This window comes from Streptomyces sp. NBC_01465 (genome assembly GCF_036227325.1).
Taxonomy (GTDB): domain Bacteria; phylum Actinomycetota; class Actinomycetes; order Streptomycetales; family Streptomycetaceae; genus Streptomyces.
The window spans coordinates 1,411,850-1,431,666 of sequence record NZ_CP109467.1; the positions used below are offsets into that span (position 1 = coordinate 1,411,850).

Sequence of the window (19,817 nt, forward strand, 5' to 3'; positions counted from 1 at the left end):
GCGCGATGAAGGGTAAAGAGCCGTGCACGGACGGAAGTTGAGGACTCATGCCCCGCACATCACTGACCCGCGAAGAGGTCCTGGACGCTGCCGCGGACCTCGTGAAGCAGCACGGCCCGAGCGGCCTGTCCATGCGCAAGCTGGCCGCCGAGCTCGGCACGGCGGTCACCTCGATCTACTGGCACGTGGGCAACCGCGAGCAGCTCCTGGACGCCCTCGTCGAGCGCACGGTCGAGGAGATGGGCGCGATCGTCCCACGCGGTTCCGCCCCCGCCGAGCGCATCGTCTCCGTGGCCCGCACGCTCCGCCGCGAGCTGCGCGCCCGCCCGCATCTGATCGCGATGGTCCATGAACGCGGCCTGACCGAGCGGATGTTCCTCCCCGCCCAGCAGGCCCTGGTCCACGAGGTGCACGCGGCGGGGCTGCGCGGGGTGCGGGCCGCCGAGACGGTGCGGGCCGTGCAGTTCCAGGTCGTCGGGTACCTGCTGGTGGAGCGCAATCGCGAGCGCGCCCCCGTCCAGTCCCCCGGCGAGAGCGACCTGTGGACCGACACCGTCTCCGAGCACGACCCGGCGCTGGCCCGCGCGCTGGCCCGTCCCGCCGACCCCGAACGGCTCTTCTCCGTCTCCGTACGAGCCCTGGTGGAGAGCCTGCTCGCCGGCTGACGGCCACCACGATTCAGGAGTTGTCAGTCTTGGCCCGTATCCTCTGTGACCATGCTCGACGACCGCCAGACCGCAGCGACAGCGTGGCCGCCCGCCTACCCGCAGGGGTACGCGGTGGTCGACGTGGAGACCACCGGCCTCGCACGGGACGACCGGATAATCTCTGCCGCCGTCTACCGGCTGGACGCCCAGGGCAATGTCGAGGACCACTGGTACACGCTGATCAACCCGGAGCGTGACCCGGGCCCCGTCTGGATCCACGGGCTGACCAGCGACATGCTGCGCAGCGCTCCGCTCTTCCCGGAGATCGCCTCCGCGTTCTCCGAGCGCCTGGACGGCCGCGTCCTGGTCGCGCACAACGCGATCTTCGACTGGTCGATGATCTCCCGGGAGTACGCGCGCGCCGCGGTCACCGCCCCCGTGCGCCAGCGGCTGTGCACGATCGCGCTCTCCAAGGAGCTGGCGCTCCCGCTGCCCAACCACAAGCTGGAGTCCCTCGCCGCGCACTTCGGCGTCGAGCAGCGCAACGCGCACAACGCGCTGGACGACGCCCGCGTCCTCGCCGAGGCGTTCCGCCCCTCCCTGCACGCGGCCGCGCAGCGCGGTGCCCGCCTCCCGCTCCTGGAGTGCCTGCCGCTCACCGAGTGGTCTGACTCCCCCGCCGCACCCCGCGTCGGGTACCAGTCCTCGTACGGCAACAGCGGCGGCACCTGGCGCCAGTCGAAGAAGCGGCCCCCCTGCCCGTACCCGAACCCGGGGCGCTACGACCGGGAGCGGCCGCTGCGGCAGGGCATGCGGATCGCCTTCTCCGGCGACACCTCCGTCGACCGCGAGCTCCTGGAGGACCGCACGACCGAGGCCGGACTGCATGTCGCCACGAGCGTCTCGCGGCTGACCAGCCTGCTGGTGACCAACGACCCGGACTCGGCGACGTCCAAGACGGTCAAGGCCAAGTCGTACGGCACTCCGGTCGTGGACGAGGCCGCGTACAGCCAGCTGCTGAGGGACGTCGCACCTGCAGACGGGTGAGCCGCCGGGCGTGCCGCACACCACTGCGGTCCTACAAGCAGCACCCTGTGGCGCATGGCACGTTGTGAGGTTTGCGGAAACGACTACGGCATGTCCTTCGAGGTGCACGCGCAGGGCGCGGTGCACGTCTTCGACTGCTTCTCCTGCGCCATTCACCGCATGGCGCCCATCTGTGAGCACTGCCGCGTCCGGGTCATCGGCCAGGGCGTCGAGGTCGAGGGCCACTGGTACTGCGGCGGCCACTGCGCCCGCGCGGAGGGGAAGGTGGGCATCGTCGACAAGGTCTGACGCCGCGCCGTTCTGACAGCCCCCGACGGGACCCCCCGATCGGGGGCCATTTCATGCCCAGGTACCGTCAAAGACGTGTACCGCTTCCTGCTGACCCGGCAATGGGTGATCGTCACCTTCATCGCCCTGCTGCTCATGCCGACGATGGTCAAGCTCGGCTTCTGGCAGCTCCACCGCCACCAGCACAAGGTCGCGCAGAACGCCCTCATCGCGGACAACCTCAAGGCGACGCCGGTCCCGGTCGACAAGCTGACCTCGCCGGGGCACACCATCCCGTACGACCAGTACTGGCGCCGGGTGACGGCGACGGGGACGTACGACACCGCGCACGAGGTCGTCGTACGCCGCAGGACCTCCTCCGACGGCACGGTCGGCTACCACGTCCTGACCCCCTTCGACCTGACGGACGGCAAGACCGTCCTGATCAACCGCGGCTGGATCCCCGACAACGGCAGCCAGATCACCTTCCCCAAGGTCCCGGCCGCCCCGAAGGGCCAAATCACCGTCACCGGGCGGCTGATGGCCGACCAGACGACAGCGGCCAGCGGGATCAAGGACCTCAAGGGCCTGCCGCCGCGCCAGGTCATGCTGATCAACAGCAAGCAGATGTCGCAGGTCCTGGGCGAGCAGCTGCTCGGCGGGTACATCGAGCAGACCGCCCCGGAGTCCAAGGGCGACACCCCCGAGCTGATCCCCGAGCCCGAGCACTCGGACATCGGCCCGCACATGGCGTACGCCGTCCAGTGGTGGCTGTTCACCGCAGGGGTGCCCGTCGGCTGGGTGATTCTCGTACGCCGCGAAAAGCGCGACAGGGCCGCCACGGAGGCGAAGACCACACCGGAGCCCGCACCCGCGACCGCTTAGCGCGGCAATCTTGCGGGAACAGGCCAATGCGTGACGCTACGCATCGAGGACTACGCCCTGATCGGTGATCTGCAGACCGCGGCCCTGGTCGGCAGGAACGGCTCGATCGACTGGCTGTGCCTGCCCCGCTTCGACTCGGCCGCCTGTTTCGCAGCCCTGCTCGGGACCGAGGACAACGGCCACTGGCGGATCGCCCCCGCCGACGCGACCGCCTGCACCTCCCGCCGCTACATCGGCGACTCCCTCGTCCTGGAGTCGCTCTGGGAGACCAGGACGGGCACGGTCAGGGTCCTCGACTTCATGCCGCAGCGCGACCAGGCGCCCGACGTCGTGCGCATCGTGGAGGGCGTGAGCGGCGAGGTCGCCATGAGCAGCACCCTGCGCCTGCGCTTCGACTACGGCTCGGTGGTGCCCTGGGTGCGCCGCTCCGACGGCCACCGGGTGGCGGTCGCGGGCCCCGACTCCGTATGGCTGCGCAGCGTCCCGGAGGTCAAGACGTGGGGGCAGCAGTACGCGACCCGGTCGTCCTTCACCGTCGCCGCGGGCGAGCGGGTGGCGTTCGTGCTGACCTGGCACCCCTCGCACGAGCCTCGGCCCAAGCTGATCGATGCGTACGAGGCCCTCGACCAGTCCCTGGAGGACTGGCGGGAGTGGTCGGCCACGTGCCGTTACGAGGGCCCGTACCGCGAGGCCGTCGTCCGCTCCCTGATCACCCTCAAGGCGCTCACGTACCGACCGACCGGCGGGATCGTCGCCGCGCCGACCACGTCCCTCCCCGAGGAGATCGGCGGTGTCCGCAACTGGGACTACCGCTTCTGCTGGCTGCGCGACTCCACCCTCACGCTGGGCGCGCTCCTGGCCTGCGGCTACCAGGACGAGGCGGCGGCCTGGCGCGACTGGCTGCTGCGGGCGGTCGCGGGCAATCCGGCGGACCTGCAGATCATGTACGGGCTCTCGGGCGAGCGGCGCCTGCCGGAGACGGAACTCGGCTGGCTGCGCGGCTACGAGTCCTCCGCCCCGGTCCGCAGCGGCAACGGGGCCGTCGACCAGCTGCAGCTCGACGTCTACGGCGAAGTCATCGACTCCCTTTATCTGGCGCGCAGTTCGGGCCTCCAGTCCAACGCGCACGCCTGGTCGCTGCAGCTGAGCGTGCTCGGCTTCCTGGAGTCGCGCTGGCGCGAGCCGGACGAGGGCCTGTGGGAAGTACGCGGCCCGCGCCGCCACTTCGTCCACTCCAAGGTGATGGCCTGGGTCGCCGCGGACCGTGCCGTACGCACCCTCGAAGCCGACCCCAAGCTGCGCGGCGACGCGGAGCGCTGGCGTCGGATGCGCGACGAGGTGCACCGAGAGGTCTGCGAGAAGGGGTACGACCCGGAACGCAACACTTTCACCCAGTCCTACGGCTCGACCGAGCTGGACGCCGCGACGCTCCTCATCCCCCAGGTCGGCTTCCTCCCGCCGGACGACCCCCGGGTGATCGGCACGGTCGACGCGGTACGGGACGAACTCGGCCACGGCGGCCTGGTGCGCCGCTACAGCGCGGCGGCCGGACCCGCGGTGGACGGGCTGCCGGGCGACGAAGGGACCTTCCTGGTCTGCTCGTTCTGGCTGGCGGACGCGCTGCGGCTGACGGGGCGGGTCAAGGAGGCCAGGGAACTCTTCGAGCAGCTCCTCGCCCTGCGCAACGACGTGGGCCTGCTGGCGGAGGAGTACGACCCGGTGGCCGGCCGCCAGCTCGGCAACTTCCCGCAGGCGTTCAGCCATATCGGCCTGGTCAACACGGCGCTCGCACTGGCCGGTGACGAGGAGGCAGGATAGGTCCATGGATCTTGGACTGAAGGACCGCGTCTACATCGTCACCGGAGCGACCCGGGGCCTGGGTTTCGCCTCGGCGCGTGAGCTCGCCGCGGACGGCGCGAAGGTGATCATCACCGGTCGCGACGAGAAGAAGGCGGCGGACGCCGCCGCCGAACTCGGCCCGAACGCACTGGGCGTGGCCGCCGACAACGCCGACCCGGCCGTGGCCGCGCGCCTGATCGCCCTCGCCCGCGAGCGCTTCGGCCGCTTCGACGGCATCCTCATCAGCGTCGGCGGCCCGGCGGCCGGATCGGCGGCGGACAACACGGACGAGCAGTGGCAGACGGCGTTCGAGTCGGTGTTCCTCGGCGCGGTACGTCTCGCCCGCACGGCCGCGGCGGAACTCTCCGACGGCGGCGTGATCGGCTTCGTACTCTCGGGCTCGGTGCACGAGCCGATCACCGGACTGACGATCTCCAACGGCCTGCGCCCGGGCCTGGCCGGCTTCGCCAAGTCCCTGGCGAACGAGCTGGGCCCGCGCGGCATCCGCGTGATCGGCCTGCTGCCGGCCCGCATCGACACGGACCGGGTACGGGAACTGGACGCGCTGGGCGGCGACGCGGACGCGGCGCGCGCCGCGAACGAGTCCCGCATCCCGCTGCGCCGCTACGGCCGCCCGGAGGAGTTCGGCAGGACGGCGGCGTTCCTGCTGTCGCCGGCGGCGTCCTACCTGACGGGCCTGATGCTCCCGGTAGACGGCGGCTCACGCCACGGCTTCTGAGGGGCGGGTCAGGCGACGTCCGCCGCCGTGACCAGCACCACCACCGGCAACTCCCCACCCACCGCCGCCCGTACCGCCCGCGCCACATCCAGCGCCCGGTGCCCGGCGGACACCGCGATCTCGATCCGTACGTGGTCCGCGGCGCTCTGCACCGGGCGGCCCAGCACACCCGTGAGGTACGCGACCCCCGGGACCGCCTGTGCCGCCTCGGCCGCCGCGCCCGTGGCCTCCGCCCGCGCCGGTGGCTCCGCGGGAGTCACCGGGGCGGGGGCCGCGTCCAGGAGACCCGCCACCCGCAGATCCGCCGCGGCCACCTCCAGCCCCATCCCGTCCGCCGCCGCGAGCAACGCGTCACGCAGACGGCCGACCGCCATCGGAAGCACTTCGCCCACCAGCACCTCCACTTCCCCGGAGACCCTCAGCGGCCCCACCGGCAGCGCGCTCGGCGGTGCCGGGAAGTGCGGGGGCCCGGCCGACTCCGGATCGTCCAGGGCCACTCGGAGCACACCCGTCACCGCCCCCGGCACCTCCGCCGCCGCGGCCCGCAGCGCCGCCGCGGCCGCCCGCTCCGTGATCCATGCCCCGTCCGCCGCCCCGCCGAGCGGCAGCAGTCTGCCGAGGCCGAGCCTGGTCCGTACCGCCTGCGTCCAGCTGTCCGTCATTGCTCCAGCCTGCCGCATCTGCGGCGCGGGACCGGGCAAGCGCACTTAATGTGGGCAGCGGAGTCCACTACCGCTCGGAATCGGAAAGGGACGGACGGCGATGAGCGACACCGCAGTGCAGAAGGAGCCCGTGGGCGAAGAGCCCAAGAAGACCCCGGTGACCAAGAGGGGCGGCGGAGACCCCGCCTCCCGCGGCCGCACCACCATCGCGGACGGCGTGGTCGAGAAGATCGCCGGTCTCGCGGCCCGTGACGTCGTGGGCGTCCACGCCATGGGCAGCGGCATCTCCCGTACGTTCGGAGCGGTGCGCGACCGTGTGCCCGGCGGCGGCAAGTCCGTCTCGCGCGGCGTGAAGGCCGAGGTGGGCGAGGTCCAGACCGCGCTCGACCTGGAGATCGTCGTCGAGTACGGCGTCTCGATCGCCGACACCGCACGCGACGTGCGCGAGAACGTCATCGCGGCGGTCGAGCGTATGACGGGCCTCGAAGTCGTCGAGGTCAACATCGCGGTCAGCGACGTGAAGCTGCCCGACGAAGAGGACGAAGAGCCCGAACCCCGTCTGCAGTAACGGCCAGTAGAGGAGCGCACGATGAGTATGGCTGTGGTCGGCCTGATGGCCGGCATGGCACTCGGCTTCGCCGGGTACTTCGGCGGCTTCGGGGCATTCCTGCTCGTGGCCGCACTCGGTGCGATCGGCTTCGTGGCGGGCAAGTTCCTCGACGGCGACCTCGAAGCCGGCGACTTCTTCCGCAACCGCGACGGCCGCGACAGCGACCGGCGGCGATGACCGGCTCCGTGGAGCCCGCGGACCGCGGAGCGACCCGGATCGCCGACCGGGTCGTCTCGAAGATCGCCGCCCAGGCGGCGCGTGAGGCGCTCGGCGGTGCGGTGCCTGCCGCCGGCGCACCACCTCATGCCACCGTGACGGTGCAGGACGACCGTGCGCGGGTACGCGTCAGTCTGGAGCTCGGTTATCCGTCGGACATCGGCGGCCAGTGCGGCGCGGTGCGCCGTCAAGTCGCCCTGCGCGTCAAGGCGTTGGCGGGCATGGAAGTGCCCGAAGTGACGGTGGAGGTCGAGCGGCTGCACTCCGCGCAGACACGCGGGGCGGACCTGGGGAGGATCCGATGAGCGAGTACGAACCTGCGCCCGGCGAGGCCGGCACGCAGCGGCTGCCGGTCATCGAGCGGACGCCGGAGACGGCCGGTTCGCCGGGCCTCGACCAGTCCGCCTCTTCGGCGGCGTACGGACCGGTGGGCCCCGGAGGCGTCAAGGCCCACCGCTTCTGGTCCCCGCGCCGCACCCCCGCCCTGCTGCTCGCCCTCGTGGTGATCGGCGCCGCGGGGGTGCTGCTGTACGACATCTCCGCGGTCCGGGCGGGACGCCCGGCGATGCACTGGCGCAAGACGGCCGTCGACGATCTGGCGACCCGGCCGCTGGACGACACCTGGGTCCTGGTCGGTGCGGGCGTCGCGGCCGCGCTGGGACTGTGGCTGATCCTCCTGGCGGCGACGCCGGGACTCCGCTCAGTGCTGCCGATGCGGCGCACCACGGAGGCCGTGAGGGCCGGACTCGACCGGGAGGCGGCGGCGCTGGTACTGCGCGACCGGGCGATGGAGGTCGCCGGGGTGCAGTCGGTCCGTATCAACCTGAAGCGGTCGAAGGTCTCGGTGCGCGCGGTGTCGCACTTCCGTGAACTCGACGACGTACGGGCCGACTTGGACACCGCGCTGGGCGCGGGCATCACGGATCTGGGTCTCGCGAAACCGCCGGGGCTCTCCGTGCACGTCAATCGGCCGGCCAAGAAGAAGTAGGGGTGAGGACGCGATGCTGAAGTCGGTCAACCGGGTGCTGCTCGGTCTCGCGGGACTTGTCCTGCTCGTCGTCGGCGGCGCGGTCCTGGCGACCGGTCTCAGCTGGTCGGTGCCGTCGTGGTGGCCGTGGGACGGGCGTCACGACGTTCTGCTGAGCACGGCGGACCGGACCAGGTGGCGCGACGAGGGCTGGTGGTGGCCTGCGGTCATCGCGGCGCTCGCGGTCGTCGTCCTGCTGGCGCTGTGGTGGCTTCTGGCCCAGTTGCGGCGCTCGCGGCTCTCCGAGGTCCTGGTGAACAGCGGGGACGGCGACGGGGCGCGGCTGCGCGGTCGCGCGCTGGAGGGGGTGCTGGCGAGCGAGGCGGAGGCGCTGCCCGGAGTGGACCGTGCGAGCGTCACGCTGACGGGGCGCCGTACGGCCCCCGAGGCCCGCATCGGCCTCCTCCTCGAAGCCCACGCCCAGCCCGCCGCCGCGGTCGCCGACCTCACCGGGGAGGCACTGGAGCACGCCCGCGCGTCGGCGGGTCTGGCGGCGCTCCCCGCCGAGGTCCGGCTGCGCGCGGTCAAGCACCGCGCGCAACGGGTGTCGTAACGGGGTCAGTCGCTCAGTCCGGCCAGATCGCGCAGCCGGCGGCCCTGGGCGGCACGCTCGGCGGTGCGCTGGTCCTCGTACGTACGGGCCGACGCGCCGCTCAGCAGCGCCTTGGTCTCGATGACGGCGTCACGGGGTGCGGCCAGCAGGGCGCCCGCCAAGTCCCGTACGGCGCCGTCGAGTTCGTCCGCAGGTACGGAGAGATTGGCGAGGCCGGAGCCCACTGCCTCGTCCGCGCCGACGAAGCGCCCGGTGACACAGATCTCGAGCGCACGGGCATACCCCACGAGGCCCACCAGCGGGTGGGTGCCCGTGAGGTCGGGGACGAGACCGAGGCTGGTCTCACGCATGGCGAATTGCACGTCCTCGGCGACGACCCGCAGGTCACAGGCGAGGGCGAGCTGGAATCCGGCACCGATCGCATGGCCCTGAACGGCAGCGACGGTGATCAGGTCGTTGCGCCGCCACCAGGTGAACGCCTCCTGGTACTCGGCGATGGTCGCGTCGAGCTCGGCGTCGTCGCCGCGTGCCATGTCGAGGAAGGAAGGCTCACCGTCGAAACCCTCAGGCGTGAATGCCTGACGGTCCAGGCCGGCGGAGAAGGACTTGCCTTCGCCGCGCAGCACCACGACGCGCACACTGCCCGGAAGTGACCGCCCGGCTTCCGTCAACGCCCGCCACAGAGCGGGAGACTGAGCGTTGCGCTTCTCCGGGTTGGTCAGTGTCACCGTGGCAATCGCGTCCTCGACGGTGAGCCGTACGCCGTCCTTGTCGAGCACGTTGTCGGGCGAGGTCATGGAACGCCTCCGGTTCGGATGCAGACAGTGTTAAGTGACTGCACAGTAACCACCCGGTCAACCTCACGATCGACCGGGTGGGCACCGCCGAAACCGGAGAGCCCAGGACGAATGCCCGGCTCAGGCCGAGGCAGCCTTCTTGCCTCGGGTCGCTCCGCCGCGGCCTCGCAGCGTCACGCCGGATTCACTGAGCATCCGGTGGACGAATCCATAGGAGCGGCCGGTCGATTCGGCCAACGCCCGGATACTCGCACCGGAGTCGTACTGCTTCTTCAGGTCTGCCGCGAGCTTGTCGCGCGCGGCGCCGGTTACCCGGCTGCCCTTCTTCAGAGTCTCGGCCACCCGTGCCTCCTCAGCGGAAGTGCGCTCTGGACTCTCATGATCACCCCTCATGAGCTTCCTGGCCACCCATTCGGCAAGGTCCGTACGACAACATTTTCCGGACCCGGGCGTGACAGCACGGCCGGAATTCAAGGTTCCGCGCACGTCCGCGAAAGAATCACCAGGTCAGCGCCGTACGCACGCAATGCATGGTCAGGGCAGCAATTCCGCGTCCGCCACGCCGTGGTACGAGAGAGACTCACCCAGATGAAGGATCACCAGTAAGCCGAATGATCCATCCGAAGTGGATCAGGCGGTGGATCAGGCGAGTGCGACCAGATCCCGGTAGTCGGGGCCCCACAGGTCCTCGACGCCGTCGGGGAGCAGGATGATCCGCTCCGGCTCGAGCGCCTCGACCGCGCCCTCGTCGTGGGTGACGAGGATGACGGCGCCCTTGTACGTACGCAGCGCGCCCAGGATCTCTTCCCGGCTGGCCGGGTCGAGGTTGTTGGTGGGCTCGTCGAGGAGCAGGACGTTGGCCGAGGAGACGACCAGGGTCGCCAGGGCGAGACGGGTCTTCTCGCCGCCGGACAGGACCCCTGCCGGCTTGTCGACGTCGTCGCCGGAGAAGAGGAAGGAGCCGAGGGTCTTGCGGACCTCGACGAGGTCGAGGTCGGGCGCCGAGGAGCGCATGTTCTCCAGGACGGTGCGCTCGGGGTCCAGCGTCTCGTGCTCCTGGGCGTAGTAGCCCATCTTCAGGCCGTGGCCCTCGATGACCGTCCCGGTGTCGGGCTTCTCCGCCTTGGCGAGGAGCCGCAGGAGCGTGGTCTTGCCGGCGCCGTTGAGGCCGAGGATGACGACGCGCGAGCCCTTGTCGATCGCCAGGTCGACGTCGGTGAAGATCTCCAGGGAGCCGTACGACTTCGACAGGCCCTCCGCCATCAGCGGGGTCTTGCCGCAGGGCGCGGGCTCGGGGAAGCGGAGCTTGGCGACCTTGTCGGAGACGCGGACGGCCTCCAGGCCCGAGAGCAGGCGCTCGGCGCGCTTGGCCATGTTCTGCGCGGCGACCGTCTTGGTGGCCTTGGCGCGCATCTTGTCGGCCTGCGAGTTGAGCGCTGCGGCCTTCTTCTCGGCGTTCTGGCGCTCGCGCTTGCGGCGCTTCTCGTCGGCCTCGCGCTGCTGCTGGTAGAGCTTCCAGCCCATGTTGTAGACGTCGATCTGGGCGCGGTTGGCGTCCAGGTAGAAGACCTTGTTGACGACCGTCTCGACCAGGTCCACATCGTGGGAGATCACGATGAAGCCGCCGCGGTAGGTCTTCAGATAGTCGCGCAGCCAGACGATGGAGTCGGCGTCGAGGTGGTTCGTGGGCTCGTCGAGGAGCAGGGTGTCGGCGTCGGAGAAGAGGATCCGGGCCAGCTCGACGCGGCGGCGCTGACCGCCGGAGAGCGTGTGGAGGGGCTGGCCGAGCACGCGGTCGGGCAGGCCCAGGGCCGCGGCGATGGTGGCGGCCTCGGCCTCGGCGGCGTAACCGCCCTTGGTGAGGAACTCCGTCTCCAGGCGCTCGTACTTCTTCATCGCCTTCTCGCGCGTGGCGCCCTGTCCGGTGGACATGCGCTCCTCGTTCTCGCGCATCTTGCGCAGGACGGAGTCGAGCTCACGGGCGGAGAGGATGCGGTCGCGGGCCAGGACGTCGAGGTCGCCGGTGCGCGGGTCCTGCGGGAGGTAGCCGACCTCGCCGGAGCGCGTGATGGTGCCGCCCGCGGGGGTGCCCTCGCCGGCGAGGCACTTGGTGAGGGTCGTCTTGCCCGCTCCGTTGCGGCCGACGAGGCCGATGCGGTCGCCCTTGGCGACGCGGAAGGAGGCGTTCTCGATGAGGATGCGGGCGCCGGCGCGCAGCTCGATGCCGGAAGCGGTGATCACGGTAAAACTCCAGGGCGGTTTTGGACGGCGGAAGGGCAGGCGGAGGGGTTCTTTCGACGCCGGCTAATGCACAAGGAGAGATGCCATGGGTCCAGTCTAACGGTGCCGTGCAACGTCCCTGTCGTTGCCCAGGGGGGTGCGGCCCGGGGTGATGCGGCCGAGGCCGTCCACCGCGACCAGTTCCTCCGTCCAGGCGGCGCCGCGCCCGCAGGGCTGGGCGATCAGCAGCGCTCCCCGGGTGGCGAGGACCCGGTCGGGGGCGAAGGCGCAGCCGTCGGTGGCGGGGAGCGTCCAGCGCAGATCACCGTCGTCGGTGCGGTACGCCATGACCCGCTCGGGGGTGACGACGGCGAGCATCCGGGTCCGGGGGTCGAGGGAGCGCAGGACCCCCGTCGTCCGGTGGCCCGCGTACGGGACCGCGCGGTGCCAGCGCACCGTGGGGCCGGCCGAGCCGGTGACCATGCCGTCGCTCCAGAGCGTGAAGGCGCGGCCCGGCGCGGTGAGGAGGTCCAGCGGACGACGGCCCTCGCGGCGGTACGTCCAGCGGGTACGGCCCGAGCCGGTGTCGTACGCCTCAACCGCGGCGCCCCGGGTCCGCAGCGCCGCGAGCGCGGCGGGACCGGCCGCTCCGGTGCGGACCGTGAGGCTGTCGCCGTACGGGAGGGGGCGGGCGTCGTGGGCGGCGGTCAGCAGCGGCAGGGCGCACACGGCGGCGACGGCGGAGAGGGCGAGGCGCGTGCCCCGGCCGATGGGTCTCATGAGCCGCAGAGCGTAACTCCCCCGGACGCAAAAAGCGCGTACCGCAATCAACCGGTCGATACTCGGACCATGCAATTCGATGACGACGCCAATCTGGACACCTCCGAGGTCCAGGATGTGCGCGGAAGCCGCGTCCCCGGGGGCAAGGCCACCATCGGCGGCGGCATCGCGGGCATCATCGCGCTGATCATGGGGCTGTTCTTCGGAGTGGGGCCCGAGCAACTGGGGCTGTCCTCGGGCGACTCCGGCACGACGGCCACCGCGTCGTCCGTGGCGCAGGTGCAGCAGAGCTGCCGCAAGGGCACGGACGCCAACGCCAAGGAGGACTGCCGTACGGTCGCGGTGGTCAACAGCCTCCAGGACTACTGGCGGCAGGAGTTCACCCGGCGGGGTGGCACCTACTCACCCGCACAGACGACTCTCTTCTCCGACCGGGTCACCACGGCGTGCGGGGCGGCGACCTCCGCGGTCGGGCCCTTCTACTGCCCGCGCGACAACAAGGTCTATCTGGACCTGGGGTTCTTCAACGAGCTGCAGACCAAGTTCGGTTCCAGCGGCGGTCCCTTCGCGCAGGCCTATGTGGTGGCGCACGAGTACGGCCACCATGTGCAGCAGCTGATGGGAACGCTCGGCAAGTCGCAGGACGGGCGGCAGGGCGCCAACAGCAACGCGGTGAAGGTGGAGCTGCAGGCCGACTGCTACGCCGGGGTGTGGGCGCACCATGCGACGACCACGCCGGACGAGTCGGGGCGGCCGCTGATCAGCTCGCTGACGCAGGCCGACATCGAGGACGGACTGAGCGCCGCGGCGGCGGTCGGAGACGACCGCATCCAGGAGAAGTTCCAGGGCCGGGTCACGCCGGAGTCATGGACGCACGGTTCGGCCGCGCAGCGCCAGCAGTGGTTCCACACCGGGTTCCGCACGGGCGACATGAGCCAGTGCAACACCTTCCGGTGAAGCGTTGTCAGTGCCTGGTGCCATGCTGGAATCCAGTCGAGTGAAGGGGTGGTTGGCATGGCCAACACCATCAGTCCGACGATTCTGTACGACGACGCGAAAGCAGCGGTCCAGCTGCTGAAGGACGCCTTCGGTTTCAGCGAGGTGGGTGTCTACGAGGACGAGAACGGCCTGGTCGTCCACGCCGAACTGACCTACGGCGACGGCACCGTGATGCTCGGCTCGAGGGGCCGGGAGGGCGTCTTCGCCAAGGCCCTGGCCGACGGCGGTCCGGTCGGGGTGTACGTCGTCGTGGAGAACGTCGACGCACACCACCAGCAGGCACGGGACCACGGGGTGGAGATCCTGATGCCGCCCACCGACCAGGACTACGGCGGTCGGGACTACATGGCACGCGACGCCGAGGGCAACGTGTGGAGCTTCGGTACGTATGTGCCGGGAGGCGCCGCCGCCGGGTAGCCCTTCGGTCAGGCGCCGCCGGTGTGGACCTGGAAGGCCGCGCGGCGTACGGCCTTGGCCAGGGCGGGGTCCGGGTGGGCCGCGGCCAGGGCGACCAGGACCTGGACCGTGCGGGGGTGGCCCACGGCCCGTACCTCGTCGAGCAGGGCGGGGATCGTGCCCTGGACCGCGGATTCGAGGTGGCTGACCAGGAGCGGGCTCTCGCCGTGGTCGGAGACCGCTGCGGCGGTGTCCACCCAGAGCCAGGTCGCTTCCTCGCGGGTGAGCGCTTCGGCGGCGTCCTCGGGGTCCGCGCCCTCGTACTCCGCCAGCCAGAGCACGGCGTACGGGCGCAGGGTCCGCTCCCCCGCCGCTGCCCGTACCACGGGCTCCGCGGGGGCGCCGACGACGCGCAGCGCCTCGAAGGCGAGGCCGCGCAGCAGGGCGTCGTCGCCGCGGGCCACGGAGAGCAGTTCGGCGACGGCGCTGCCGACGGGGCGGGCGGCGAGCCAGGCGCGGTACTCGGCGCGGGCCGGGCCCGGGGTGAGGCCGGCGCAGCCGTGGAGCATGTCCTCGGCGGGCTGCTCGATGTTCCCGGCGGGGCTCTGGGCCGCGACGCAGATCTGCTCGAGCTTGACCCAGACCGCCCAGTTGCCCAGCGGCGTCAGGGTGGCCTGGTTCTCGCCGAGGGTCAGCGCGCCCACGGCGGCCAGTCCGCGCAGGGCCCAGCCGAGGAGGGGCGGGAGAGGAGCGGGCGGGGCCGGGGCTTCTGTTTCCGGTCCGTAGGCGACCTCGCAGCGCTCCTCGCGGAGTTCGGCGACGCGCTGCTCCAGGAGGTCGAGGAGGGCGGGGAAGGTCACCGGGCCCGCGGAGAGCTGGAGGAGGGAGAGCACCTGGGGTACGGCTTCGACGACCTCGGCGACGGCGGCCGGGGCGACGTCGCGGTCGGCGGGGTGGACGATCGACCAGGCGTCGAAGAGGGCGACCCAGCCGCGCAGCACGGCGGAGTCGTCGCGGTCCCAGGCGCGCAGGCGCCACCCGGGGCGGACGGTGGAGTCGTGCAGCTCGACGAGCCCGGCGAGACGGGCCCGGTCCCAGCCCGCGCGCACCTGGGCGGGGGTCAACTGCAGGGTGCGGGCCGTCTCTTCGGGGTCCGGTGCGGCGAAGGCGTCGGCGGCCCAGCGGGCGATCCGTACGGCGTCGGCGAGCACCTGCCGGGCCTGGCGGGCCAGCTCGGCGGGGGCCGGGGTGCCCTCGGGCGGGCGGGGGGTGGGACGGGTGCGCCGGTTCGTCACGGCCCGGCGGGCCGTGGCGAGGGGGCGGGAGCGGACGAGTCGCAGTCTGGAGTCGCGCGCCAACTTCTCATCAGGCTTCCGGGTCGTCACGGAGGTCAGTCTCTCCGCTCACGCCCCGAAAACCCAAACGGAATCGGCCGCCTTCGCCGGAGGGGTCACATGAGAGGGGTCAGGAAGCGGCGAAGGGCCTCTTCGTACGCTGCGGGGTCCGCGTTCCACATGGCGGCGTGCGGCGCATCCGGAACGGGGTGCAGGGTGGTCAACTCCGGGCTTCGCGCGGCCAGTTCGCGCGACCGGGCCCAGGGCGAGACCTGGTCGCCGGGGCCGTGCAGGATCAGGGTGGGGACCGATACGTCGAAGTGGTGGTCGGCGTGCAGCCCGGTCCGGCCCTGCGCCGCCCGTACCGCAAGAGGGAGCAGCGGGGCCGGGGTGTGGCGGGTCGCGGCGAGCGCCCTGAGGGTGGCTTCCCAGTCGAGGACCGGCGAGTCCAGGACGAGGCCGCTGACCTTGTGCCGCAAGGCGGAGCGGGTCGCGGCGTGCAGGGCCATCGTCGCGCCGGTGGACCAGCCGTGGAGGATGACGCGCTCGGCGCCGCCGCGTACCGCGTGGCGGATGGCGGCGTCCACATCGCGCCACTCGGATTCACCCAGGTGACCGAGGCCGTCGGGCGAGCGCGGGGCACCCAGGTCGCCGCGGTAGGTGAGGTCGAGGACCGGGAACTGCTGCCGGTGCAGGAAGTCCATGACGTTCATGGGGTGCTCCCTGGTGGTGCCGAGCCCATGGATGGTGATCACCCAGGTGGAGCGGACCGCGGGCACGAACCAGGCGGGGAGCGTGCCCAGTTCACCGGTGATGACGACGTCCTCGTGGTCGAGGCCGAGCGCCGTGTACGGGTTCCCCTGGTGGAGCTGCGGGGTCAGCCGCAGCCGGGCGCCGGGCTCCAGGGAGCCGTGGGTGACGCGCTCCAGGCGGCGTACGACGGTGTCCGCGGTGTGCGGGACCTGATCGAGGACGGGGCCGATCACGGCGTGGACGTCGGCGTTCTCGAGGCCGTAGGTGCCGGGGCGCAGCGAGGCCAGGCTGCGGGTCAGGGTGATCTGCCCGGGCGCCGTGGCGTGCAGGGTGAGGCGCGGGTCGGCAGGGAGCGGCCGGCCGCGCGGCGCCCTGAGGGCGGCATCGCTGGCGTAGCGTCCGGCGGCGACCGCAGCCGCGCCGACGCCGATCAGGGTGGTGACGGCCGCTGCCGTCGCTGTAGCCGGGCGCACGCTCTCAGTGTCGGGGCGGACGGGCCGCGCGGCCAGTGGGCGGGGACCTAACGAGGCTGGGGACCGTAGCCGCGGAGCTTCTCCTTGACCTCTGCGAGCTGGGGTTCGGTCAGCAGGTGGGGGGTACGGCCGGGGAGGGCGCTCGCCTTCAGCCAGAGTTCGCACATCCACTCCAGCTGGGCCGTGCGGTCGTACGCCTGGGAGAGGGAGGTTCCGTACGTGACGGTGCCGTGGTTCTGCAGCAGGCATCCTGTGCGTCCGGCAAGCGCGCGCAGCACATTCTCGGCCAACTCGTCGGATCCGTAGAGCGCGTACGGCGCGACGCGCACCGGGCCGCCCAGCACCGCGGCCATGTAATGGACCAGCGGGAGCTCGGGGACGAGGGTGGAGACGGCGGTCGCGTGGACGGCGTGGGTGTGGACGACGGCCGTCGCGTCGGTGCTCCCGTACACCGCGAGGTGGAGGGGAAGCTCGCTGGTCGGGGCGAGGGTGCCGAGCACCTGGTGGCCCGCGAGGTCGACGGCGACGGTGTCCTCGGGGCCGAGCCGGTCGTAGGGGACGCCGCTCGGGGTGACCAGGATGAGGCCTCCGGAGCGTACGGAGACATTGCCGGAGGTGCCGACGACCAGGCCCTCGGCCACGGTCCTGCGGGCGGTGGCGACGAGTTCGTTCCAGGCTTCTGCGATCGCGTCCTGTGAGGTCATGGAGGGGATCGTGCCAGGTGGGCCGCCATGGGCCACTGCGGGCCGAGGATGTACCGATACGTCAGCAGGTGCCGGGGTTGGCCTGGGATCGACGGAGATCAGTGGATCTTCCGATAGCCTCTGGCGGGCTTTTTCACGCACGACGCCATCGGGGGGAAACATGGCCCGTGACAACAAACCGTTACTTCGCCGCGCCCGGGTACGGACACTCGCCGTGTCCGCCGCGGCACTCACCGCACTGGGGGGAACCGCGCTCGCCGAGATCCCGGCGTCGGGCGCGGGCAAGCCCAAGGGGAACGACGTCTCCTCGCACCAGAAGAACGTGGACTGGGCGGAGACCAGGGCCGAGGGCGGCCGCTTCACCTACGTCAAGGCCACCGAGTCCACCACCTATCGCAACCCCTACTTCTCGCAGCAGTACAACGGCGCACGGAGCGCGGGGCTCGTCCGGGGCGCCTACCACTTCGCGCTGCCGGACAAGTCGTCCGGGAAGGCGCAGGCTGCCTACTTCGTGAAGTACGGGGGCCGGTGGAAGGCGGACGGCTGGACGCTGCCGCCCGCCGTGGACATGGAGTACAACCCGTACAGCAAGCACGCCTGCTACGGGATGAACCCGGCGAAGATGGTCGGCTGGATCACGTCCTTCAGCAACGAGATCAGGCGGCTGACCGGGCGCCGCCCTGTCATCTACACCTCGGCCCGCTGGTGGAACCGCTGCACGGGCAGGAGCCGGGCCTTCGCCGCGAGCCATGCCCTGTGGGTGGCGCGCTACAGCAGTTCGCCGGGGGAACTGCCCGCCGGGTGGTCGTACTGGACGATCTGGCAGTACGACAACGGCAGCGGGTCGCTGCCGGGTGACCAGAATCTCTTCAACGGGTCGGTCAGTCAGCTCCAGAGGTTCGCCAGGGGGTAGCGAACCCGGTGTCTGCACGGCCGGGGGGCCGCTCCGGTGACGACACGATTACAACCGGAGCGGCACTCTCCCGTTTGGGGTCACCACAACGCCCGCCTCAGTTCACCTTCCGTTCACTCGGGTTGCCTACCTTCGAATCGTCAATGACCTCGAACGATTGCCCAGGTAAATGGAACACCTGACCCTGCTCCTTGGGATCGTGATCGTTACCGCTCTCGTGTTCGACTTCACGAACGGTTTCCACGACACCGCCAACGCGATGGCGACGACCATCTCGACCGGCGCTCTCAAGCCCAAGACTGCGGTGGCCATGTCCGCCGTGCTCAACCTCGTCGGTGCATTCCTTTCCGTGGAGGTCGCCAAGACGATCTCCGGCGGGATCATCAATGAACAAGGCATCAGCACGGAAGTGATCTTCGCGGCGCTCGTCGGCGCCATCCTCTGGAATCTGCTGACCTGGCTCCTCGGCCTGCCGTCCAGTTCCTCCCACGCTCTCTTCGGCGGGCTCATCGGCGCCACGCTGATGTCCGTCGGAACCTCCGGGGTCAACGGCACCACCGTCGTCACCAAGGTGCTGATCCCCGCGATCGCCGCCCCGATCGTCGCCGGTCTGGCCGCCTACCTGGCCACGAAGCTGACGTACAAGATCGGCAGCCGCACCGACGACAAGGCGACGGCCAAGGGCTACCGCGCCGGTCAGATCGCCTCCGCCGGTCTGGTCTCCCTCGCGCACGGCACCAACGACGCGCAGAAGACCATGGGTGTCATCACCCTGGCGCTGGTGACGGGCGGCGTCCTCGCCCCCGGCGCCAACCCGCCGCTGTGGGTCATCGTCTCGGCCGGTCTGGCCATCGCGATGGGTACGTACCTGGGCGGCTGGCGCATCATCAAGACCATGGGCAAGGGGCTCACCGAGCTCCGTCCGCAGCAGGGCTTCTCCGCCCAGACCGGTGCGGCCACAGTCATCCTGGCCTCCTCGCACCTCGGCTTCTCCCTCTCCACCACCCAGGTCTGCTCGGGCTCGGTCATGGGCGCGGGCCTCGGCCGCAAGGGCGGTGTGGTCCGCTGGTCCACCGCGACCCGGATGTTCGTCGCCTGGGGCCTGACGCTGCCGGCCGCAGCGGTCGTCGGTGCGGGTGCGGAGTTCCTCACCCGCCAGGGCAACGTCGGCATCGCCGCGGTCGCCGTCCTGCTCGTCGCGGGATCGGGTGTCATCTGGTCGCTCTCGCGCCGCAAGCCGGTCGACCACACGAGCGTCACCCCCGACGCGGACACCGACGCCGAGCCCGCGGGCGTCGTGACCACCGCCATCGCGGCCGTCACCCCGCCTCCCCCGGCCGGCGCTCCGGTCGACGAGCTCAGGGCCACCATCCCGTCGCCCGGGGGCGCCGCCCCCGAGCCGACCCGACCGGCCACGGTCTGAGAACGGTTAAGGACACAGCGGTATGCACATCGACTGGCAAGCACTCGGCACCGTCTTCGGCGTCAGCCTCGTGGCGACCGTCGGACTGGTGGGCCTGTTCACCCTCGGCATCGTCGGACTCTCCAAGTCCTCGGAGACCAACGGCTCGTCCGGTACCGCAGGATCGGCGCTCGTGGCGCGCTCCGGCGCGTACCTCTGCTTCGCACTCTGCGCGGCGGCCGTCTCGTACGGGATCTACCTGATCGTCGCCTGACGGACACCACGCTTCACGACCGCCCCGCGCTCTTGTGCGGGGCGGTCTTCTGTGTGCCCCAACACACTCTTCCTTCGCAGGTCAAGGGTGAGTTGACGGGTGTTCTCCGAGCGTGGTGGACTGCCGAAGCCAATACGGCGGCATGGAGAGGAAGTCCGGTGCGAATCCGGCGCGGTCCCGCCACTGTCACCGGGGAGTGATCTCCGGAAGCCAGGAACTCTCGCCGTCGATCACGTCGAACCAGGGCGCGGACACCCTGAGTGAGGACTTTTCGCCATGA

General features: G+C 71.1%; 24 protein-coding genes and 1 riboswitch. Of the genes, 16 read left to right on the plus strand and 8 right to left on the minus strand.

Going from position 1 to position 19,817, the window contains the following annotated elements; genetic code table 11:
* Positions 1-47 precede the first annotated feature (47 nt).
* The 6 genes from OG707_RS06360 to OG707_RS06385 all read left to right on the plus strand — a co-directional run bounded on the left by OG707_RS06360 (position 48) and on the right by OG707_RS06385 (position 5,424).
* The gene (locus OG707_RS06360) at positions 48-665 is read left to right on the plus strand and encodes a TetR/AcrR family transcriptional regulator (RefSeq protein ID WP_329115257.1); all 618 of its coding nucleotides are present in this window, start codon (positions 48-50) and stop codon (positions 663-665) included.
* Between the two features lie 45 nt (positions 666-710).
* Positions 711-1,694, plus strand: coding sequence for a DEDDh family exonuclease (locus tag OG707_RS06365; protein ID WP_329115259.1), 984 nt, complete (start codon positions 711-713; stop codon positions 1,692-1,694).
* Between the two features lie 54 nt (positions 1,695-1,748).
* A complete protein-coding gene (locus OG707_RS06370; RefSeq protein WP_329115261.1) occupies positions 1,749-1,982 on the plus strand; it encodes a hypothetical protein in 234 nt (77 codons plus the stop codon).
* 75 nt (positions 1,983-2,057) lie between these two features.
* The gene (locus tag OG707_RS06375) at positions 2,058-2,846 is read left to right on the plus strand and encodes an SURF1 family cytochrome oxidase biogenesis protein (RefSeq protein WP_329115263.1); all 789 of its coding nucleotides are present in this window, start codon (positions 2,058-2,060) and stop codon (positions 2,844-2,846) included.
* A gap of 30 nt (positions 2,847-2,876) precedes the next feature.
* Complete coding sequence (locus tag OG707_RS06380) at positions 2,877-4,664, plus strand: glycoside hydrolase family 15 protein (protein ID WP_329115265.1); 1,788 nt, start codon at positions 2,877-2,879, stop codon at positions 4,662-4,664.
* Positions 4,665-4,668: 4 nt separating this feature from the next.
* Positions 4,669-5,424, plus strand: a complete 756-nt coding sequence (locus OG707_RS06385; RefSeq protein ID WP_329115267.1) for an SDR family oxidoreductase — start codon at positions 4,669-4,671, stop codon at positions 5,422-5,424.
* Between the two features lie 8 nt (positions 5,425-5,432).
* Here the strand turns inward: OG707_RS06385 and OG707_RS06390 are convergent, their stop codons facing one another.
* Complete coding sequence (locus OG707_RS06390; protein WP_329115268.1) at positions 5,433-6,086, minus strand: hypothetical protein; 654 nt, start codon at positions 6,084-6,086, stop codon at positions 5,433-5,435.
* Between the two features lie 100 nt (positions 6,087-6,186).
* Between OG707_RS06390 and OG707_RS06395 the strand changes: the two genes are divergently transcribed.
* Genes OG707_RS06395 through amaP form a run of 5 tightly spaced genes read left to right on the plus strand, consistent with a single transcriptional unit; the run spans position 6,187 to position 8,492 of the window.
* Entirely contained in the window at positions 6,187-6,654 is a 468-nt protein-coding gene (locus OG707_RS06395) for an Asp23/Gls24 family envelope stress response protein (RefSeq protein WP_329115270.1), read from the plus strand.
* 21 nt (positions 6,655-6,675) lie between these two features.
* Positions 6,676-6,873: a hypothetical protein gene (locus tag OG707_RS06400; RefSeq protein ID WP_329115272.1), complete on the plus strand. Its 198-nt coding sequence runs from the start codon at positions 6,676-6,678 to the stop codon at positions 6,871-6,873.
* Positions 6,870-7,217 (plus strand): hypothetical protein, encoded by a 348-nt coding sequence (locus tag OG707_RS06405; RefSeq protein ID WP_329115274.1) that lies wholly within the window; start codon positions 6,870-6,872, stop codon positions 7,215-7,217. Before OG707_RS06400 ends, OG707_RS06405 begins: the two co-directional genes overlap by 4 nt.
* A complete protein-coding gene (locus OG707_RS06410) occupies positions 7,214-7,900 on the plus strand; it encodes a DUF6286 domain-containing protein (protein ID WP_329115276.1) in 687 nt (228 codons plus the stop codon). The genes OG707_RS06405 and OG707_RS06410 overlap by 4 nt, the downstream gene beginning before the upstream one ends.
* Before the next feature lie 13 nt (positions 7,901-7,913).
* Positions 7,914-8,492, plus strand: a complete 579-nt coding sequence (amaP, locus tag OG707_RS06415; RefSeq protein ID WP_329115278.1) for an alkaline shock response membrane anchor protein AmaP — start codon at positions 7,914-7,916, stop codon at positions 8,490-8,492.
* A 5-nt stretch (positions 8,493-8,497) separates the two neighbouring features.
* Here amaP and OG707_RS06420 read toward each other — a convergent pair whose 3' ends face one another.
* The 4 genes from OG707_RS06420 to OG707_RS06435 all read right to left on the minus strand — a co-directional run bounded on the left by OG707_RS06420 (position 8,498) and on the right by OG707_RS06435 (position 12,289).
* The gene (locus OG707_RS06420; RefSeq protein ID WP_329115280.1) at positions 8,498-9,289 is read right to left on the minus strand and encodes an enoyl-CoA hydratase/isomerase family protein; all 792 of its coding nucleotides are present in this window, start codon (positions 9,287-9,289) and stop codon (positions 8,498-8,500) included.
* Between the two features lie 120 nt (positions 9,290-9,409).
* On the minus strand, positions 9,410-9,631 hold the full coding sequence (locus tag OG707_RS06425; RefSeq protein WP_329115282.1) for a helix-turn-helix domain-containing protein: 222 nt from the start codon (positions 9,629-9,631) through the stop codon (positions 9,410-9,412).
* Positions 9,632-9,931: 300 nt separating this feature from the next.
* Positions 9,932-11,530, minus strand: a complete 1,599-nt coding sequence (locus tag OG707_RS06430; protein WP_329115284.1) for an ABC-F family ATP-binding cassette domain-containing protein — start codon at positions 11,528-11,530, stop codon at positions 9,932-9,934.
* 96 nt (positions 11,531-11,626) lie between these two features.
* A complete protein-coding gene (locus OG707_RS06435) occupies positions 11,627-12,289 on the minus strand; it encodes a hypothetical protein (RefSeq protein WP_329115287.1) in 663 nt (220 codons plus the stop codon).
* A 69-nt stretch (positions 12,290-12,358) separates the two neighbouring features.
* On the opposite strand from OG707_RS06435, the gene ypfJ reads away from it, so the two are divergent.
* Positions 12,359-13,246, plus strand: coding sequence for a KPN_02809 family neutral zinc metallopeptidase (ypfJ, locus tag OG707_RS06440; protein ID WP_329115289.1), 888 nt, complete (start codon positions 12,359-12,361; stop codon positions 13,244-13,246).
* Between the two features lie 57 nt (positions 13,247-13,303).
* The gene (locus OG707_RS06445; protein ID WP_329115291.1) at positions 13,304-13,705 is read left to right on the plus strand and encodes a VOC family protein; all 402 of its coding nucleotides are present in this window, start codon (positions 13,304-13,306) and stop codon (positions 13,703-13,705) included.
* Between the two features lie 8 nt (positions 13,706-13,713).
* Here the strand turns inward: OG707_RS06445 and OG707_RS06450 are convergent, their stop codons facing one another.
* From OG707_RS06450 to OG707_RS06460, 3 genes are all read right to left on the minus strand, one after another.
* Positions 13,714-14,979 carry a hypothetical protein gene (locus OG707_RS06450; protein ID WP_329127640.1) on the minus strand — a complete coding sequence of 422 codons (1,266 nt, stop codon included), beginning with the start codon at positions 14,977-14,979 and terminating at the stop codon, positions 13,714-13,716.
* A 155-nt stretch (positions 14,980-15,134) separates the two neighbouring features.
* Positions 15,135-16,244: an alpha/beta hydrolase gene (locus tag OG707_RS06455; RefSeq protein ID WP_329115293.1), complete on the minus strand. Its 1,110-nt coding sequence runs from the start codon at positions 16,242-16,244 to the stop codon at positions 15,135-15,137.
* A gap of 47 nt (positions 16,245-16,291) precedes the next feature.
* Positions 16,292-16,948, minus strand: a complete 657-nt coding sequence (locus tag OG707_RS06460; protein WP_329115295.1) for a class II aldolase/adducin family protein — start codon at positions 16,946-16,948, stop codon at positions 16,292-16,294.
* A gap of 160 nt (positions 16,949-17,108) precedes the next feature.
* Here OG707_RS06460 and OG707_RS06465 point away from each other — a divergent pair, with 160 nt between their 5' ends.
* The 3 genes from OG707_RS06465 to OG707_RS06475 all read left to right on the plus strand — a co-directional run bounded on the left by OG707_RS06465 (position 17,109) and on the right by OG707_RS06475 (position 19,537).
* Positions 17,109-17,861, plus strand: a complete 753-nt coding sequence (locus tag OG707_RS06465) for a lysozyme (RefSeq protein WP_329115296.1) — start codon at positions 17,109-17,111, stop codon at positions 17,859-17,861.
* A 169-nt stretch (positions 17,862-18,030) separates the two neighbouring features.
* Positions 18,031-19,284: an inorganic phosphate transporter gene (locus OG707_RS06470; RefSeq protein ID WP_329115298.1), complete on the plus strand. Its 1,254-nt coding sequence runs from the start codon at positions 18,031-18,033 to the stop codon at positions 19,282-19,284.
* Positions 19,285-19,306: 22 nt separating this feature from the next.
* Positions 19,307-19,537: a hypothetical protein gene (locus OG707_RS06475; protein ID WP_329115300.1), complete on the plus strand. Its 231-nt coding sequence runs from the start codon at positions 19,307-19,309 to the stop codon at positions 19,535-19,537.
* A 99-nt stretch (positions 19,538-19,636) separates the two neighbouring features.
* A riboswitch (cobalamin riboswitch) is annotated at positions 19,637-19,779 on the plus strand.
* Positions 19,780-19,817 lie beyond the last annotated feature (38 nt).

Excerpts from the sequence above, each read along its gene's own strand:
- OG707_RS06390 (WP_329115268.1), bottom strand. The coding sequence starts at position 6,086 with ATGACGGACAGCTGGACGCAGGCGGTACGGACCAGGCTCGGCCTCGGC.
- OG707_RS06445 (WP_329115291.1), top strand. The coding sequence starts at position 13,304 with ATGGCCAACACCATCAGTCCGACGATTCTGTACGACGACGCGAAAGCA.
- OG707_RS06370 (WP_329115261.1), top strand. The coding sequence starts at position 1,749 with ATGGCACGTTGTGAGGTTTGCGGAAACGACTACGGCATGTCCTTCGAG.
- OG707_RS06385 (WP_329115267.1), top strand. The coding sequence starts at position 4,669 with ATGGATCTTGGACTGAAGGACCGCGTCTACATCGTCACCGGAGCGACC.
- OG707_RS06435 (WP_329115287.1), bottom strand. The coding sequence starts at position 12,289 with ATGAGACCCATCGGCCGGGGCACGCGCCTCGCCCTCTCCGCCGTCGCC.
- OG707_RS06460 (WP_329115295.1), bottom strand. The coding sequence starts at position 16,948 with ATGACCTCACAGGACGCGATCGCAGAAGCCTGGAACGAACTCGTCGCC.
- OG707_RS06400 (WP_329115272.1), top strand. The coding sequence starts at position 6,676 with ATGAGTATGGCTGTGGTCGGCCTGATGGCCGGCATGGCACTCGGCTTC.
- OG707_RS06465 (WP_329115296.1), top strand. The coding sequence starts at position 17,109 with ATGGCCCGTGACAACAAACCGTTACTTCGCCGCGCCCGGGTACGGACA.
- OG707_RS06420 (WP_329115280.1), bottom strand. The coding sequence starts at position 9,289 with ATGACCTCGCCCGACAACGTGCTCGACAAGGACGGCGTACGGCTCACC.
- amaP (WP_329115278.1), top strand. The coding sequence starts at position 7,914 with ATGCTGAAGTCGGTCAACCGGGTGCTGCTCGGTCTCGCGGGACTTGTC.
- OG707_RS06360 (WP_329115257.1), top strand. The coding sequence starts at position 48 with ATGCCCCGCACATCACTGACCCGCGAAGAGGTCCTGGACGCTGCCGCG.
- ypfJ (WP_329115289.1), top strand. The coding sequence starts at position 12,359 with ATGCAATTCGATGACGACGCCAATCTGGACACCTCCGAGGTCCAGGAT.
- OG707_RS06395 (WP_329115270.1), top strand. The coding sequence starts at position 6,187 with ATGAGCGACACCGCAGTGCAGAAGGAGCCCGTGGGCGAAGAGCCCAAG.
- OG707_RS06475 (WP_329115300.1), top strand. The coding sequence starts at position 19,307 with ATGCACATCGACTGGCAAGCACTCGGCACCGTCTTCGGCGTCAGCCTC.
- OG707_RS06470 (WP_329115298.1), top strand. The coding sequence starts at position 18,031 with ATGGAACACCTGACCCTGCTCCTTGGGATCGTGATCGTTACCGCTCTC.
- OG707_RS06405 (WP_329115274.1), top strand. The coding sequence starts at position 6,870 with ATGACCGGCTCCGTGGAGCCCGCGGACCGCGGAGCGACCCGGATCGCC.
- OG707_RS06410 (WP_329115276.1), top strand. The coding sequence starts at position 7,214 with ATGAGCGAGTACGAACCTGCGCCCGGCGAGGCCGGCACGCAGCGGCTG.